The organism is Tenacibaculum larymnensis (assembly GCF_028829235.1).
Classification (GTDB): Bacteria; Bacteroidota; Bacteroidia; order Flavobacteriales; family Flavobacteriaceae; genus Polaribacter; species Polaribacter larymnensis.
In genome coordinates this window covers 329,814-346,008 of record NZ_JAIWJY010000002.1, presented here as the reverse complement: position 1 = coordinate 346,008, position 16,195 = coordinate 329,814, and the positions used below count along the sequence as shown (strand labels likewise).

The window sequence follows — 16,195 nt, the reverse complement described above, 5'->3', positions numbered from 1 at the left end:
ATGTTATAGTTTATAACAATTGCAGCGAAAATACTCGTTTTAAAATGATTGTACAAGTAGTATTTTTTTATATTTGCATTCTCTTGTTTAAGCAGTATATCTTTATAGTACTGCCAAACTAAATTGCATAGAATTACAAAGATTATCTGGTATATTTTTTGCAGAGATATTTATAGCATCTTTGACATATTGGGGACGACTGGTTTTGACAGCGAGATTAGTGAAAATGTAAGCATACCGAGGAGTGAAATGATAACTCGTTAAACTTATTTCAAACATTTAAACGGCGAAGATAACTACGCTTTAGCTGCATAATCTGAATTAACAGTAAGATTTGCCTCGGCGCACAAGGTGCGCAAGCTAAATGTCCACGAAAAGCCTTGGTTTACGGCGTTTCATTTTTGGGCATCGTAAAAGTAAACATAGAGAACTTAGAGCTTCGATAGGTTTTCGAAACTAAAGAAGATAAGTTAAGATTGGGCAGTTTTTGGTCAGGTCTTAATCGAAAATTAAACAAAAACTAAGTATGTAGAAAGCTTTTGAGCTACTTGTTTGGACCCGAGTTCGATTCTCGGCGTCTCCACAAAAAACCCTTATAAACTCAATGTTTATAAGGGTTTTTGTTTTTAGGTGTCGTTTTAGGTGTTTTTTAAACCTTATCAAGTACAACTTACAATTCTTTGTATTCTATATCTATTTTAGACACTTCTAAAACTCTTGTTGACTTACATTCTAACTTAGTTTCATCAAAAATAACTAGATTGATTCCTCCTTTATGTAATGAGCTTCCGTATTCCACCCCATCATACCCAAAATGCTTTATGTATTCACATAAATATTGTGTTGGCAAATAATCTAACTCATTATCTTGTCTTCTTAGAGGTTTAGCTAACTCACTTTCTAATAAATCTATAAACTCCTTATTCTTTATATATTTTTCAATAGAAAAATCTTCAATAAAAGGACTAACTTGGAATGAGTCTCTTAAAGTTATAACTTTAATATTATCTATCAACTTAAATTCTCCAATAGAAACATAATCTAAAAATGTTACGCGTGCCTCGTATAATGTAGTATCAATTGACTGAGCCACATACAAATAAGGTATTCCTTGCGGGTTAGCCCTTCCTGATTTTGATAATTTATGAGGAGGTTTCCCCATTTTTTCAGGAGGATACCCATTCTCATCATTAGAAATTCTAGAACGATAAAACATCTTTCCTTTTGAATATTCTCTAACTGGGAATGTCTCTGCTATTGATTCTAAATCAGCTGGATTTTTAATAAAAAACCTATTTTCTTTTTTTATTTCATTTTTAAAAGAATTCCAACTATTTATGAGTTCAATCGTTTCTGAAGGAATTGAAAGTCTAATTTTCGAGTTTAAAAACCTAGAATAGTCTTCTTCAAGTCCATCCAATATAGCTTCTAGTAACTTCTTTATTATTTTTGGATCATCAATTTTAAATATCCCCCAATCACTCTGTAAAGTTGAAACTATATCTTGACCATTTTCATCAACAACATAAATATTCAATAGTGAAATAAACTGCTCTTGCAATTCTTGTGTATTAATTGTCTCAGTCTCTTGTTTTCCACAAAAATCACATATACTTACTATATTTGAATTAGAGTAAACAAATCCTTTTAACTCCTTATCTAAAAAACAATCTGTACAACAGTTCATATTAAGAAAAGTAGTTATTGACTAACTCAAGATGATTTAATATTGATAATTTTTTTACAGTTCCTAAACCAGGATACTTACCTTCTTCATTTAAATCACGAAATTCATTACTTGCAAGAGTATGAAGTTCTATCTCATTAATAAATGGAATTAACTTATCTAGAGCTTCTCCAAATTTACCAGCGACATCAGAAGTATCATCATTAGAATCTGAAACAAAATGATGAACTCTAAATACATCACCATTACTAGAGTATGTTAAATGAATTGCTACAGCGTAAGGTGAGTAACCTTTATCTGTGTACTCTTGTCCAATAGTCAAAAAATCTGAATAACCAATATACCCTTCTTCTGAAAAGTATAAATGTTCTTCGCTAAAAAACTCATCTGTATCAATCGCATAATCCTTATTACGTGAAAGCTTATTATAAGGATCGGATAAAGTGACTAAACTATCACATAACCTTTTTACAACTCTGATTATTGTTCTTCTTTCTCTAACATGAGATCCTAAGACTATGTGCTTTATATTAAAAGTATTAATAAAATTTTCTAAATCATCCATCCCTTCATCATTAACCGAGGCTAAAATAATTACAATTGGATTATTAGACAAACCATTATTATTCAGTTTTTCAGCAATATAACTTAGATTTGTTTTACTATGTACAATTATTCCTAACTGAAAATTATCATAAGCTAAAGGAGGTAACAGGTTTAAACATACATAATCAATATCATTTTTGATATCACCATGATGTGGATTTACAATAATTGTAAAATTTGCATTAGCCCCTTGTAAAACTTTAATGGTCTTATCATAAGTAGCTGTTTTCTTTTTCACTGGTTCAATAATTGGGCTTATATAGTTATAACCACCATTTATTCCAGATATTTCTCGTAAAGCAATTAATTCAAACTGCTTTCCTCTCAAAAAAGGAAAGTACATATTATAAGTTTTTATTTAAAAATAGATGAATTTTTTCTAGCTCCTTTTTTTTAAAGTTTAAACATATTGATATATGCTTTAAAAAAACCGGAATTTCCTGGGAAGATACTATTTTTTTTTCTTTTACAGTCCTCTTCTTAAGATAATTAAACATTAGGTCATGAAAATCCTTTTCTTCTATCTTTTTTGCCAACTCTAAACATTCCTTAAATAATTTTGTATTTGGAACGTTTGGTAGATACCCATAATATTTTTTTATTAAACGAGTATATTCATCTTTTCTCAAGCATTTAAACATATATGTAACATCTAAAAAACTTGAGTCTTCAATTGGTTTTATTTTTTCTTTTAATGTACTTCTATTTGAAAAAACTATAAGCCCTATATTATCTAATCTATGTTCAAGTAAAAATGCCTCATATTTACGAGCAACTGTATAATGAGTAACTATAACAATATTTAAAAATGACTTTCTATATTCATTTATTTGAGATAATAATCTTTCTGGAGAATCATATTCTGTTTTAATCTCATAAACAATGGATGTTCCATTTAACATTACTAAATCAGCTATAGATTTCCCAACTCTGAACTCATTTAAAACGGTTGCTGTATTGAGACTATATCTCCCTAGTAGGATTTTATTTACAATTTCATTTTTGTAAATAAATTCGCTTCTATAATTTTTTAACATCGACTCGTATAAATGCTCAAAAAAATCTTTGTAGGTACTCAACTCAACCGTACTATTATACGACAAGTATTTTAAAGCCCTTTTCTTTACCACTTCTTCTTCTCCTTTAACTATTTTATTAAAAATAGAATTACTTAAAACTGGTGATATAGTTTTAAGAAATGAAGAGTAGGAAGTTTGAGAAATGGTCATTTTTTCTATGTTCTTTTGGGGCTAGTAAGGCTACAAAACTACTGTATTTTTTTCATAAAAAAGAAACACTAATTTGATAATTCATTTTCCTCTTTTCTGCACTTAAAAAGCATATTCAATTATATTACTACATAATAAACACAACATATACCTCCCTATAAATTTAATAAAAAAAGCTATCAACTTATCTATTTTCTTTAATTACTTCTTAAAAACTAACTATCTTGAAACTTATTTTTTGTTAGTTGAGAGTTAATTTTGTTTCGTACGATACAATTAGTTTTTCTGTTATAACTGAAAATGAAAAAAATCTATGCTTTGACAAAGTCAAAGCATTCCAAATTATTTTTGCTGGCTCTAGCCAAAAAAATAATCCCTTTTTTCAATGAAAAAAGCGAACGCAGCTTTCGAAGAAAGTGTAGTGAGTACTACACTTCGTTTTGATATACTTTGAAGCATAGCTAAAGAAACCTCTCTACAAAACATCATTAGACATGAAAATTCTCTACTATTAATGAGCTTCTAAATAATCAAAAAATATTATTTTAAGCTTTTAATTCATTCAGGTTAAATCGCTTTAACAAAAGTTTCATTTTTTCATTATCAGAAAATTCAGTACTATCTTTCTTCTCTCTCAATCTTTCAAACAACATACCTGTGTATGATTCAGATCTTTCAAATAAAAGCATAAGATCTTTAGAGTATCTTAAAAAGATGTCAAATGTTTTGTCAGACAACATTAAAGGTATAATTATTTTCTTCATCGACTCATTTACATCATTGTCTAAACTTCCGTAAGAAAAAACACCATTAAATAAGCATCTCAATTTAAAGTCATTAACTTCACACTCATACAATAACTCCTTAACATTCATAAAAATTCTTCTAAGATTAGATTTATTTGCTAAGGAATGAATCCGGTTTTCAACTATACCTTCTATGTTATAAGAATGATTCACTCCTTTCGCTATAGAATATAAATACTCCTCGTAACCTTCATAAAAACTATCAGAAAGACTTTTGTCTAACCATTTATTTTCTATTAATTTTTCAAATACAATATAATCACTATTTCTTGACATTAGCATTTTAAACACCCTTTCTTTCGTCATATTATCTATATACCTTACAGACTTTCTTGCTACAGTTCTTACTAAAGAATTTCCTAAATCTAAATAATTACAAAATTCCATTGGAACCGAATCCAACTCTAAATCTCCAGTATAATTTAAAGCCCCTACTTTATCTAAAAAAGCCCTAAAATGCACTTCGTTATTATTGAAAATTCTCTCCTTAATCTGTTTAAAATGCTTTAACACCCAATTAACATCAATACTTCCCTCCCTTTCATTTTTATTAGTTACAAGTTCAAATACATTCATTAAAAATTCATTACTTGCCAACTTAGAGTCTTCTAACAACTGCTCTAAAAAATCTCCATAATCTAAATAATATTCAATACTATCTGCTACTTCTAATTCTGAAAATTTCTGAAATTCTCGAAAAAACCAAGACTTATTTATTCTAAGTTCCTTATTCATAATAAAATTTGACAATGCAATACAAAAAAGGTCTATATATTCTTTACCTCCACTATCCTTAGGGCTATTCATCATACTATAAAACTCATTTCTTTCAACCTTTATAAATCCAACTGAAGGAAATAGTTTTCTTAAAACACCTATCCCTTCTCTTGCACTTACCAAATCTGTATAATATTTTTTTATATCTCTTAATAATCTATTCTTTATTTCCTCAAAAGAATAATCTTTACTCAACATCTTTAATTCAGTCATGTAGTGATTAATCTCTTTATAATTTAAAATTCCTCCCTCTTCTATTTCTTTTATGTCTAATGTAGGTACATGAAGAAAATATGAATCAATTTCTTCTTCCTCTACAAAAACTCTATACTTATGATAATCTTCTCCTTTTTTAGTAACAAAGCTTAATAAAACTTCAGGACTAACCATGTGTTTCTTGCCTTCAATGAAATTAAATATATTTATATCAATTCCTTGATCCTCTACAAACCTTTCCAGTTCCATTATTGAGTCTCTGTAAATAATTTGTTTTTTTTCTTCATTATTTACATTATAAGATAAGTCACTTACTAGTTTCTTAATTATATTGAAATTGTTAGATCCTCTAACCAATAACACCTTATGTATCTCTCTAAACTCCTCAAAAACGATTTGAACACTCAATATTTCCTTAGACAACTCACTCCATAAATCTTTCATCAAATGAGGTGGCATAACCTTTTCTATCTTATTAAACAACTCTAAAACACCTCTATGTTTTTGGTTTATTGGAATCTTATTATACCTCGCTATAAAATAAGACACAAAAGCTCCGTGTTTAGAAAGTAACTCTATATCTTTATATTTACCTTCTCTTATAACTTCATCTAACTTTCTACTCAACAAAACCTCGTCTGCTAAGTCCTTTTTAACTCCATAAAACAACATAGAAATAATAGTTTCTAAGTCTACATCATCATATAATAACTTAGCTTTTTCTAAGTATGTCCTACTAATTATATTTTCTATTGGGTTCTCTTCAATCTTATCCTTTACCTTGTAAAACAACGCCAGGTGTTCTATCTTAATTTCATTTTTTAGTACCTCTTCCTCCCAGACTTTATATAAAGTTACTACTTCATTAATATAATTTATAATCGACCTAGGACGTACTACTTTTTCATTAGAACATAAATCAAAAATCTTTATTATTCTTTCAATTTCGTCTTTATTTATAAGCTCTTCTCCAAAAGCAGTTAAAAGCTTTTCCTTCATAAAGCTTTCCCATGCTATTACTAATGGCGGAGTTATCTTGAAGTTTATTGAAAATGTCTTTTCAATAAACCCTTCATTATCTTCAAAGCACTTTGATAACTTTTTTTTATCATAAGGTATGATAACCCATGAAGTGAAAGACGAGGTATCATCAGCAAAAAAAGTATGGATAGACGACCAAAGAGCTTTTATCTTATCGTCTTCTATTCTATCTATATTATCAAATACTATTAGAATTTTCTTCCCTTTATCATTAAGACTAGACTCGATCTCTGAGTAATACTTTCTAAAACTAACAACCGAAGGTTCATCTTCCCATATCCTTTCTATATTTTCCTCTTCAATACTCTTTCCTTGAAAAACCTGAATCATATTATTTAAAGTCTCCCTTTCAGTTTCATTGATTCCTTTCTCTATCACTTCTTCTCTTCTTCTTGAAAAGCTATAAAGTGCTTTTATAAAAGAGATAACTAAAAGTATAGAAGGTATTAGATAAATAACAGTCAATGCCCTCCAAGGGCTTGCCATTTCAAAATCTTTTAAAAAATCAACCTCTAGAAGGATATTGTTATAAAAACTAGAAAGGACAGTAAATAACAGAAAAGACAACCCTAAAAACAACCAGTAACCTTTTATTGAGCTTTTTTTATTAATAGAAACTTCAGAGACTTTGGAAAGTAAGCTTTTTTTTATATTCCTCCATTTACTCTCTTCTAACAAAAGTTTATCATAAACAAGTGTCGATATTAATTGCTCTAAAAAAGACCTTCTCGTTAAGTCTTCTTGATTTCCCCAAGCATCAAAAATAAAAGTAACATAATCATCCCCTAATTCTTTTTCTACCAGCTTAACTACATTAGATTTTCCTGCCCCCCAATCTCCTTCCAGTCCTATAACCTTTTTTTCTAGCTTATTATTGATTATTATTTCTTTTATCACTTTTGACACTCTTTCATGAGCTCCCCCTTCAAAAGCGTCTTGTCCTATAGCTTTCCCTGGTAAAAAAACAGGGTAGTTATTTTCTTTCATCAATTTTTAATATTTCAATTGTCTCAAATATAACACTATTTAAATAGTATCTTTTTAACAAATATCTCACAAGACTTTATGTTATCTTTTATTTTAAAAACAGAGTTTTATATGTATATTTGATTCTGTGTAAGAAGCTTCTTACACTTTCTTTTTCATAGCAATTTTCCCGCTTTGTTTATAAAGCGGGTTTTTATTGTTTAATAAAAAATTAATGTTAATCATTAATTATCTCCGCTAACAAAATCCTATTACTTAAAATTTTTGTGTTAGAAACAATTCTAATTTTTGCTTCCCTATTTACCAGTAGCTCGTATTCATTTTTTCGGTTATCCTCAGGTTGAATCTCTTCTACATATAACGCCGAAACTCCCTTTTGAACTCTAAAAATTATTAAAGCTTCTCTTTTTAAGTCCCTATGCTCTCCGTTTTTATCCAATCTATTAAAAGCATTTAAAGATGTACTTAAAAAACCTTTTTCTACAAAAAAGTCTCCAGGTTTATAATTCTCAACAAAACAACGTCCAGTACGACGAACACATATTAAACTTTCTTTTAACTTGAATTTATTTAACACGTTTTCAAGTAAACAAATATCTTTTTCTAGATATTCTATAGAGTTTTCAAAAACGATACGAATTTCATTTCCCCTTAGGTAATCATTAATTCTTAAATAACCCCAGCCACAATATCTATCTAAAACATCTACCTCTTTCAATTCTTGATTTTCACCTACATAAAACGTTTTTTGACTTACTTCCTTTAATTTATCAAAGTAGTTAGTAGAGTCAAAAGCCCAGGTAGAAATCTCTTCTAAGTTATTAAAATATTTATAATCATCTGTCACATAAGATTTTAACTTCCTTTCAAAAACCCATTCAAAAATTTTCACTTCTAGTTTTGAAAAATACTTTTTGTTCATTTTAAACTTATTTACCACAAAAAACCCATCAGACTAAAATCTAACGGGTTAACATAAATTAATCACCAAATTAAGTTACGTATTATTTGCTCTAAGATAACAAACTAGTTACTATTTTCAAAGTTAGGACAAATTGTCGGCAGCACTATTTCTATTAGTTTTTGAATGTCTTATAATCTTTTCGATTTCTTCTAATTTTGCTTTTAAAAGCCTATTTTGATGCTCTAAAGTTTCAATGCTTAATCTATGAATTTCAAACACTTTCTCATTCCTAGCTTTGATTAATTTATTATAGATAGCTCTCTTAGCTATGTTATTCTCTCTTATTTGAACTACAAGTTTTTCAACTAAGCTATATTTATCAAGACTTGGCTTATTTTGTGCCATCACACAATGACTCATCAACAGAACTAGTGATATTATTAAATATTTCTTCATTTTTATTCTTTTTAAAAGTTAGGACATATAGTCGGTGACTTCAAAATATAGTTACCGAAGTGAAACAAGCAAAGATTTGAGGTAAGGAGCGAATGTGACTTAACGATGATTTTGCGAAGTTTGAACGAGGTAACTATATTTTTTTAATACTATCAATAACTCTAAGTATTTTGTTTTAGGTTTCTTTAGCCATAACTCAAAAGTACTCGGTTTGATAGACTATTCTTTTTAGATTATTTACCCAAATAATAGGTTATTCCTAAGTTAATTCCAAAAGATGAATAAGGAACTTTCTGTGACAACTGCTTTTCTGCAACAGGATTAGCTCCTAAAGGCAATTCATCAACATACTCAACATTTTTATTAAAAATAGGTGCTAAATCTGAGTAACTTGAATGATTAAAAAGTATACTCCTTACTTCATCGATAGATCTAGTTTCACCATTAACATTTGCTGAAAAATTAACCATCTTAGATGAATCTCTTGTAACACTAACCCCCATATACTCCAACTCTGCAAAAAGAAAAAGATTATTATTTAAGCCATACTTATACCCTACTGCTCCTATAAAACCTAAAGGAAGCCTTCCTTTATAATCTTGTGTATATTTTACATCAAGCTTTTCTGTCTGCGATAAAGCAATATTTATCTTTCCTTTAGATTCTGTTCTACCTCCTAATTTAATTAAAGCTCCAAAACGCCCATAAATATTATTTGTAAAATTATAAACTAAAGAAGCCGAAGCTCCGTAAGCTCTCCCTCTTGATTCAATATTAATGTATTGCGATTGATCAGGTAAATCAATTAATAGATTTTTTTGATCTGCTCCATTTAAATATCCAAAACCAATTTCAACACCAAAGTTTTCATCAAAAAGGTAACCTCCTCGTAATTGAGTATTCAATCCTTCTCCATAACTACCATAAGTATTTTCTACTCTTGTTCTTGTAGTCTCTGTTCCGAACCTAACTCCAGCACTTGAAAAAGAATATCCTCCACTTGCCGAAACATAAAATTGTGAACTTGTTTTTTCTTCTAAAGTAATTTTATTGTTTTGCGCGTTTACTGGGATATAAAATATGAGCAACAACCCCAATAACACTTTGTTTGTTTTTATCATTTCTTAATGTTTTAATTTAATACTAATTTTGTTTCATATAAGACACAATTCGCGGTTGTGCTTATATCATTTCTTAATGTAGTAGGTAATCTATCTTATAGATTGCCTGCTCTTTAATGTACTTCTAAGTCATTTCTAAACACGTTTTTAAAAGTTAATAAATCTCGATACCTATATAATTTGTAGATCATGAATGACATACTACCAGTTACAAACAACATTACTATGCAAAAAGAAAAAACTACTTTTTGAACATCTAGATTAATTGTTGTTACTGTTCCGTCTTGAAAGTTGACTTGCTCATAAGAAGGAGAAAAACCTTTTAAATATTCTACTGGTATCTCAAAAGGCAATGCAGCCATTGGGAAGACCATATAAGCTATTATTAGATAGAAAACGACTGTTAACACTCCATTGATTAATATCGTCCATAAAATAGCCTGTATCACAGTATCATCAATTATTATCTTTCTGTATAAATAAAGCACTACTAGTCCTAAAAAGTAAAAGACTAATGATGATGTGAATACATAATCCAAGGTACTTTGATACTCATTCTTTTTCAATGCTATTATTGAAAACTCTACTGAATAGTACAGTATTATTAAAGCAATAATCAATACTATATATTTTGCAAATTTTAAAATTAGACTTACTCCTGACATGTTATTTATTTTTTATAGTTTAAATTTTTGTGGTGCTTCTACCTTAGCTCCGATTCCTCTTACTAAGTATTTTATATCTTGATATATGGTTTCATACATATTTCTATCATCATCTCCTGGCTTCAATTTAAAAGGTTCTTTATCCTTTTTTAAATAATGATTCCCGTTCACTCTATCGTTTTCCACAAACGAATGATTCCCTTCAGAAATAAGCCCAAAACATTCCCCTGGCTTAAACTTGATAATCTTTTCATTTCTCAAAATATTTCTCTCCTTATAACTAGTTGTTTTAGATGTTTTGAATGATAAATCTGTCGACTTGTTTTTAGATATATCTTTAACCAATCTTACTCCTAACAGTTTTTCAAAATGTGCCAACGTCTTAGGGTTTGTTGTTCTAAACAAAAACTGACTTCCCATGTTTGAAATAATTGATGAAGCAACATTCTCATCGTATCTGGTGATTAATTGTGATAAATCTTGAATAGCTAAAATATTGGCTATTTTATTAGACCTTGAAGTTTCAGGAATATCAACATAATTAGGAATACTCAGCACTGGGAACTCATCTAAAATAACAGCGCTTTCATGTTGTTCTGGTTTATTCATTTTTTTTATGATTAAACCAACAATACTACTATAGATCGGACTATATAAATCTCTCTTTTGTAGATTAAACACAAGGTTTATGACATTTGGAGATTCAAGATCATTAGGTAACTTTATACTTTCATCAGTTACTAGGTTTCTAAAGATTTTTGGAGTGTCCAATGAACTGAAAAAAGCTGTAAATGTGGAAAGAATACTCCCTAATAACTTAGGATCTTTTTTTACAGTTTTTAAGATTGTTGCGCTTCTTGATGCTTCTTGATCTGAAGACAACAACATAATTAACTCTTCAGCACTAACGGTTAAAAAAAGCGCTACGATATGAGGTATAGTTGAAAATCTCTCATCTCTATTTCTAAGAAAAATAATAACTCCTGTTAGAACACTTTTTGCTGAATTGAAAAAGTATTTTGCATTATCATCTTTAGGAATACCCACAATACCTGATAAAAAATAATTAGAAAAATCAATTATATCATTTTTATCATTACATAAAGTTAGAGGATTTAGTTTATCATAATTCTCATCTAATGAAAAGTTTAAAACCGGCTTTCCCCATTTTTTACTTTCTTTATTAATCAAAGGAGTAAGCTCTCCTTTTGGATCTAAGATCAAACACCCTCTATATTTAATCATGTAAGCTATTAATGGAATTATGAATGAGTATGTCTTACCACTCCCTGCCCCTCCTATAGCTATAGCTCCTTTATTCAGGTTATTTATGTAATATTTTTTCGAACGACCTTTAAGATAAAAATCAGTATTTTCAAATTTCCCTTTTACAATATCCAAAAGCTTTAAATTCCTACTCTTAATTATTCTATAAACTATTATTAGAATAATAATTATACTAATGATTCCTTTCATAGTTCTGTGTTTTATTATATTGATTTGGTTTTCTATGTTTTGCTGTCGAACCTAACTCTCCTCTTTCCATTCCGTATTTTTTCATCATTTCAGCGTACGCTGTTTGTTGATTTGACAAGTCTTTTTTCCCATCTATAAATTCTTTTGCACTTAATCTACCATCTTCAGTTATTGGTGTTACCACAACCTCACAGTGATATGTTTTTTCATCAGAATGTAGATGCATAGAAACTATATTATCTTCTCCGTAGATATCAGAAACAAACTTCTTATTATCCGCCATCCATGATTTATATAAATTTTCATCCTTGAATATCTCATTCATCTTTTCATGATCTGAAGAAAAAATATATTCAATAGCTTTCACAGCATCTTTTCTGATTTTCTTATCAAGCTTATATCGTTCTCTTATCTTATCATTTACTCTTTTTTGTAGAGGATTATCTTTTGTATAGGCTGTCCATTCTTTTTGACTATAAGCATTTCCTTTATCGTCCCAATGAACATTTTTACTTACTTCTTTTGGATTTGCATTTTGTGGTGAAATTGTCTCGCCATTGTATGAGCGATCAATATGTTTCCCAATACCATTCATGTTGCTTTTTATCTTCATGCAACGCATTACTGCATAACTCATATTTATATTTCTTTTGAATTGTTTTTGTATCGCACTATATAATCAGGTGTATCTTTTTTTCTGTGATTACAGAAAATGAAAAGAATTTATGTTGAAACACACAGCTAAAAGCTTTTTAATGCCTTTCATTGTTTATTGAAGTTAAATATTCGTTTAGATCATTAAACCCTTTATAAAACTCACTACAATCCATAACTTTTTCATGAACCTTTGAAATTAACTCCATAGCCTTTTTTCCTGAGTTATCATTATCAAAGTAGCAGTAAACATCACTATACTCTTTCAATTCTCCTATTGCTTTATCTACTAAGGAAGTTGAGTTTAAAACAATAAAATCATCATTTAAAGTTTCGTTTTTATAAATAGTTAAATAAGAAAGAAAATTAATGAAGCCTTCAAATAAACAAACTCGAGAACTTGCATTTTTAATGGTTGAAATATCTTGTTTAAGTAAACACCCCTTGAAAAATTTATTCCTAATAGCATACCCTTTAGAATCATTTACAAAAGCTATAGCAAAATAATTTTTATCATTTAGAGAATAATAAATCTCTTTACAGTATTTCTTTGCTATATCAAAATCAACCTTTCTTGAAGATAAATAATCCAATAATGCCACATGATTAAGAGGTAGTACTCTTTTAATAATATAATTCACCTCTTCTTTTCTAGTCTCTCTATCATTAACTTGCTGATGAAAGGAAAAAGATCCATTTAAAATATTTAAATGACCAAGAGCTTCAGAAACAGAACAGTTTAAAATATGAACCACTAAATCAAGCGTATTCCCTCCTATACCCTGAGAAAAATTATACCATACATTCTTACGAATATCCACTTTTAAAGATGCTGTTTTTTCATTTCCATAAAAAAACCAAACTTCACTTCCCTTCTGTTTGCTCTGTTTTAAATTTAATTTTCTAGCAATACTCAACACATTCATCTTTTTTGCTTTTTGACAGTTAAATTTTTCTTTTTTCATTAGTAATTTTTTTAAAAATTTGACATTATAAACTACTGTAGTTATTTTTCTTTTTAATTATTTAACAGTAGTATTTTCAGCACTCTGAACACCTTACTATTAAAGGTCAAACTTAGGATAAGTGTGAGGGTAAGTCCTTTATCTTTTGTGAGAGTACATCCTTAACAAACTATGAGGTTACATCCTGAATATGTGAGTTTATATCCTTAAAGTATGAGTCGATATCCTTAATCATTTGCTAAGACATGAATTAATTCTATTAAACTATGAGGCTGCATCCTTAATATGTGAGGTTATATCCTTGAAGTATGAGGTTGTATCCTTAACCTGTGAGGTTATATCCTTAAACTGTGAGGCTTTGTCCTTAAATTTTATATTTAAAATAGATGTTTTCTAGCCCTTTTTTAATTCAGGAAATAAAACTTGGTATAAATACCCCGAGATATTCTTAATCTCTTTTTGAGATTTTCGCTCATAAAACTTAGCTAGTTTGTCATTATCGTAAACCTTTCTATCAACATTCCTCATCCAGCGACCATACATCTCTTGATATCCAATTCTTTTAATCAAAAAGATTACTTGCTCTTTATCCAAATTACATTCTATAAAAAACTCTAAACATTTCAGCTCATCATCAGTTAGATCTTTACCTAAGGCATTAAACCTAAACTCTAAATGAGTTATCTTTCTTCCCGTCTTTGTTTTCTTAGAAATTTTCAAATTATTAATATCATTACTTATATCACCATTAATTGAGTTTATTGCAGGACGCAAAAAATCTCTTTCAAAATGACTATATCTTGGACAATTATCTTTGAATTCAAATTTATCCTGAGAAATGAATATAAATTTTAGCTGATCTTGCTCTTTTAAAGGTTTTAACGTTGATTTATCGACTAATTCAATATAACCTAAATACATCTTAAGTTCCTTAAAAGAAATCTTACAAAATCCAGTATTTTTAAATTGAGAAATTATCTCAAAAAATTTCTTTCGTCGAATACCTTTAATTCTAAATGAGGAGTTTTCAATTTGAGTGTGACCTATATACTTTAATCTTTTTCCTTTAGGCGTAATATCTTTAATGTAATTAACTAAATTTTCTTTGAAAAAGAAGATTTTACCAAATTTACCAAGTTCAATTTTTAATGTTTCAGAGTTCTCTGAATCGACTTGTACATTATCCACTATATTGAATGATATAAATGAATTATTTATATTATTATAAAATGCTCCTCCAACTTTTTTAATTTCGTCTGCGAATTTGTGAAACTCAGAAAAAGAATAAGTATCATTCTTTGATATACTTTTAGCCTCTAAATAATCGTTAAATGAGATACTAATATTATCCTTTGGTGTTCCAAAAAAATCTATTTTACTTTGAATTAAATAGACAATATCCTTATGAATTTCCTTATCTAATTTAAACACACTTCTAGTAAAAAAGTTAGCTTGATTCAAGTATTTATTACGCAGCTCCATAACAAACTATCTTTTGTATTTTAATGATTTAACATCATTCATAGGATTAAATAGCTCGCTATGAGGAATAAGTATTTTTCTCCCCATACGAGTTGCTTTTATCTTACCTTTTTTAACAAGATTCCTTATTGTCTGTTTGGAACATTTAGATATCAAAGAAGCTTCAGTAACTGAGTAAATTTTATCGTTATTATCAATTTTATTTACTTCTTTTAATTCTTCTAATGAAATACAAATTTTCTCTAGTTGTAAATTAATTTTTTCGAACGGATTATCCATTATTGCAACGTTTTTGATTCATTGCAAACTTGAAGCTAAATCGTTGTTTTTAACGCTTTTTTCAATTCAATTAATTCAATTGAATGAAATTGAACTTGAAATTAACATTATTTATCCCCTATAAACCCAAGCTCATTAAGGTAGAATTTTTCAGCATTACTTTGAAGCATCTGTTTCTCATTAATATCATTTATACTGTTAATTATATACTCTTTTTTAGAAAAAAAAGAATATACGTCCCTATCATGTTTAAAAAACTCTATTGTTAAGTTATGGAACCTTTTTTTGTTTTTGAAATTGTTTATTAAGTAATCGTTATTTTTTAATTTAAAATACAAAACAGCAATCCCATACTTAGCTCCCTTCCATTTACCATTTCTATTAACGAGATCTGTCTTATTAATTTTATCTACAAACTCTTCATACAAACCTTCTTTGAAAAGATCTTTAAATTCATTTACTTCCTCTTCTTTCTCTCTTTCCGTCTTAGGATAATGCTTATCTTCAAGCCTTGAAAGCTGTTTCTTAAACTTAGATTCTGTAAAATAGTTAGGAAAAATCTCTTCTAGTAATATTTTTAATAATATTAAGATTAATAGCAAAGCTAAAACCTCTATTACACCCCATATTAATATTAAAAAAATATTATTTACCAAAAAAACTTTTTTGAAGGCTTCACCAAAAACTAACATTAGTATTAAGATGAAAGGAATTAATACAATATATAATTGCTTCTTAAGAAACTGTTTTTTTATTCCTTTTTGTAAATCCATAATCTTGTATACTAGTATACCAAATAAATCAAAAAATGTATTAAGAAATAGAGCTATCTTTTTCATGCTTT

14 protein-coding genes and 1 other RNA gene are annotated in these 16,195 nt (G+C 28.5%); 1 reads left to right on the top strand and 14 read right to left on the bottom strand.

Features of this window, described 5'->3' with window-relative positions; all coding sequences use genetic code 11:
* The first annotated feature begins 191 nt into the window (after nt 1-191).
* Nucleotides 192-586: a transfer-messenger RNA gene (gene ssrA / locus LCI24_RS04465) on the top strand.
* Between the two features lie 84 nt (nt 587-670).
* On the opposite strand, the gene LCI24_RS04460 is transcribed toward ssrA, so the two are convergent.
* The 14 genes from LCI24_RS04460 to LCI24_RS04395 all read right to left on the bottom strand — a co-directional run bounded on the left by LCI24_RS04460 (nt 671) and on the right by LCI24_RS04395 (nt 16,190).
* Nucleotides 671-1,687, bottom strand: a complete 1,017-nt coding sequence (locus LCI24_RS04460; protein ID WP_274639361.1) for an RES family NAD+ phosphorylase — start codon at nt 1,685-1,687, stop codon at nt 671-673.
* A 1-nt stretch (nt 1,688) separates the two neighbouring features.
* A complete protein-coding gene (locus LCI24_RS04455) occupies nt 1,689-2,636 on the bottom strand; it encodes a sce7725 family protein (RefSeq protein WP_274639360.1) in 948 nt (315 codons plus the stop codon).
* Nucleotide 2,637: 1 nt separating this feature from the next.
* Nucleotides 2,638-3,522 carry a sce7726 family protein gene (locus LCI24_RS04450; RefSeq protein ID WP_274639359.1) on the bottom strand — a complete coding sequence of 295 codons (885 nt, stop codon included), beginning with the start codon at nt 3,520-3,522 and terminating at the stop codon, nt 2,638-2,640.
* Between the two features lie 545 nt (nt 3,523-4,067).
* Complete coding sequence (locus LCI24_RS04445; RefSeq protein ID WP_274639358.1) at nt 4,068-7,349, bottom strand: P-loop NTPase fold protein; 3,282 nt, start codon at nt 7,347-7,349, stop codon at nt 4,068-4,070.
* Nucleotides 7,350-7,566: 217 nt separating this feature from the next.
* On the bottom strand, nt 7,567-8,271 hold the full coding sequence (locus tag LCI24_RS04440) for an ADP-ribosyltransferase (protein WP_274639357.1): 705 nt from the start codon (nt 8,269-8,271) through the stop codon (nt 7,567-7,569).
* Between the two features lie 123 nt (nt 8,272-8,394).
* Nucleotides 8,395-8,709: a hypothetical protein gene (locus LCI24_RS04435; protein ID WP_274639356.1), complete on the bottom strand. Its 315-nt coding sequence runs from the start codon at nt 8,707-8,709 to the stop codon at nt 8,395-8,397.
* Nucleotides 8,710-8,942: 233 nt separating this feature from the next.
* Nucleotides 8,943-9,830 carry an outer membrane beta-barrel protein gene (locus LCI24_RS04430; protein ID WP_121145919.1) on the bottom strand — a complete coding sequence of 296 codons (888 nt, stop codon included), beginning with the start codon at nt 9,828-9,830 and terminating at the stop codon, nt 8,943-8,945.
* A 113-nt stretch (nt 9,831-9,943) separates the two neighbouring features.
* Nucleotides 9,944-10,495, bottom strand: a complete 552-nt coding sequence (locus LCI24_RS04425; RefSeq protein ID WP_274639355.1) for a hypothetical protein — start codon at nt 10,493-10,495, stop codon at nt 9,944-9,946.
* Nucleotides 10,496-10,507: 12 nt separating this feature from the next.
* Nucleotides 10,508-11,971: a type IV secretory system conjugative DNA transfer family protein gene (locus LCI24_RS04420; RefSeq protein WP_274639354.1), complete on the bottom strand. Its 1,464-nt coding sequence runs from the start codon at nt 11,969-11,971 to the stop codon at nt 10,508-10,510.
* A complete protein-coding gene (gene mobV, locus LCI24_RS04415; RefSeq protein WP_274639353.1) occupies nt 11,955-12,608 on the bottom strand; it encodes a MobV family relaxase in 654 nt (217 codons plus the stop codon). Before mobV ends, LCI24_RS04420 begins: the two co-directional genes overlap by 17 nt.
* A 115-nt stretch (nt 12,609-12,723) precedes the next feature.
* Nucleotides 12,724-13,590: a toprim domain-containing protein gene (locus LCI24_RS04410; protein ID WP_274639352.1), complete on the bottom strand. Its 867-nt coding sequence runs from the start codon at nt 13,588-13,590 to the stop codon at nt 12,724-12,726.
* Nucleotides 13,591-13,983: 393 nt separating this feature from the next.
* Complete coding sequence (locus LCI24_RS04405) at nt 13,984-15,072, bottom strand: replication initiation protein (protein ID WP_121145929.1); 1,089 nt, start codon at nt 15,070-15,072, stop codon at nt 13,984-13,986.
* Nucleotides 15,073-15,078: 6 nt separating this feature from the next.
* Complete coding sequence (locus LCI24_RS04400) at nt 15,079-15,351, bottom strand: helix-turn-helix domain-containing protein (protein WP_121145931.1); 273 nt, start codon at nt 15,349-15,351, stop codon at nt 15,079-15,081.
* 107 nt (nt 15,352-15,458) lie between these two features.
* Nucleotides 15,459-16,190 carry a hypothetical protein gene (locus LCI24_RS04395; RefSeq protein WP_274639351.1) on the bottom strand — a complete coding sequence of 244 codons (732 nt, stop codon included), beginning with the start codon at nt 16,188-16,190 and terminating at the stop codon, nt 15,459-15,461.
* Between the last annotated feature and the right edge of the window lie 5 nt (nt 16,191-16,195).

What these genes read in the sequence shown, in the direction of transcription:
- LCI24_RS04455 (WP_274639360.1), bottom strand. Translation starts at nt 2,636, where the DNA reads ATGTACTTTCCTTTTTTGAGAGGAAAGCAGTTTGAATTAATTGCTTTA.
- LCI24_RS04400 (WP_121145931.1), bottom strand. Translation starts at nt 15,351, where the DNA reads ATGGATAATCCGTTCGAAAAAATTAATTTACAACTAGAGAAAATTTGT.
- LCI24_RS04425 (WP_274639355.1), bottom strand. Translation starts at nt 10,495, where the DNA reads ATGTCAGGAGTAAGTCTAATTTTAAAATTTGCAAAATATATAGTATTG.
- LCI24_RS04410 (WP_274639352.1), bottom strand. Translation starts at nt 13,590, where the DNA reads ATGAAAAAAGAAAAATTTAACTGTCAAAAAGCAAAAAAGATGAATGTG.
- mobV (WP_274639353.1), bottom strand. Translation starts at nt 12,608, where the DNA reads ATGAGTTATGCAGTAATGCGTTGCATGAAGATAAAAAGCAACATGAAT.
- LCI24_RS04395 (WP_274639351.1), bottom strand. Translation starts at nt 16,190, where the DNA reads ATGAAAAAGATAGCTCTATTTCTTAATACATTTTTTGATTTATTTGGT.
- LCI24_RS04430 (WP_121145919.1), bottom strand. Translation starts at nt 9,830, where the DNA reads ATGATAAAAACAAACAAAGTGTTATTGGGGTTGTTGCTCATATTTTAT.
- LCI24_RS04460 (WP_274639361.1), bottom strand. Translation starts at nt 1,687, where the DNA reads ATGAACTGTTGTACAGATTGTTTTTTAGATAAGGAGTTAAAAGGATTT.
- LCI24_RS04440 (WP_274639357.1), bottom strand. Translation starts at nt 8,271, where the DNA reads ATGAACAAAAAGTATTTTTCAAAACTAGAAGTGAAAATTTTTGAATGG.
- LCI24_RS04435 (WP_274639356.1), bottom strand. Translation starts at nt 8,709, where the DNA reads ATGAAGAAATATTTAATAATATCACTAGTTCTGTTGATGAGTCATTGT.
- LCI24_RS04420 (WP_274639354.1), bottom strand. Translation starts at nt 11,971, where the DNA reads ATGAAAGGAATCATTAGTATAATTATTATTCTAATAATAGTTTATAGA.
- LCI24_RS04405 (WP_121145929.1), bottom strand. Translation starts at nt 15,072, where the DNA reads ATGGAGCTGCGTAATAAATACTTGAATCAAGCTAACTTTTTTACTAGA.
- LCI24_RS04450 (WP_274639359.1), bottom strand. Translation starts at nt 3,522, where the DNA reads ATGACCATTTCTCAAACTTCCTACTCTTCATTTCTTAAAACTATATCA.
- LCI24_RS04445 (WP_274639358.1), bottom strand. Translation starts at nt 7,349, where the DNA reads ATGAAAGAAAATAACTACCCTGTTTTTTTACCAGGGAAAGCTATAGGA.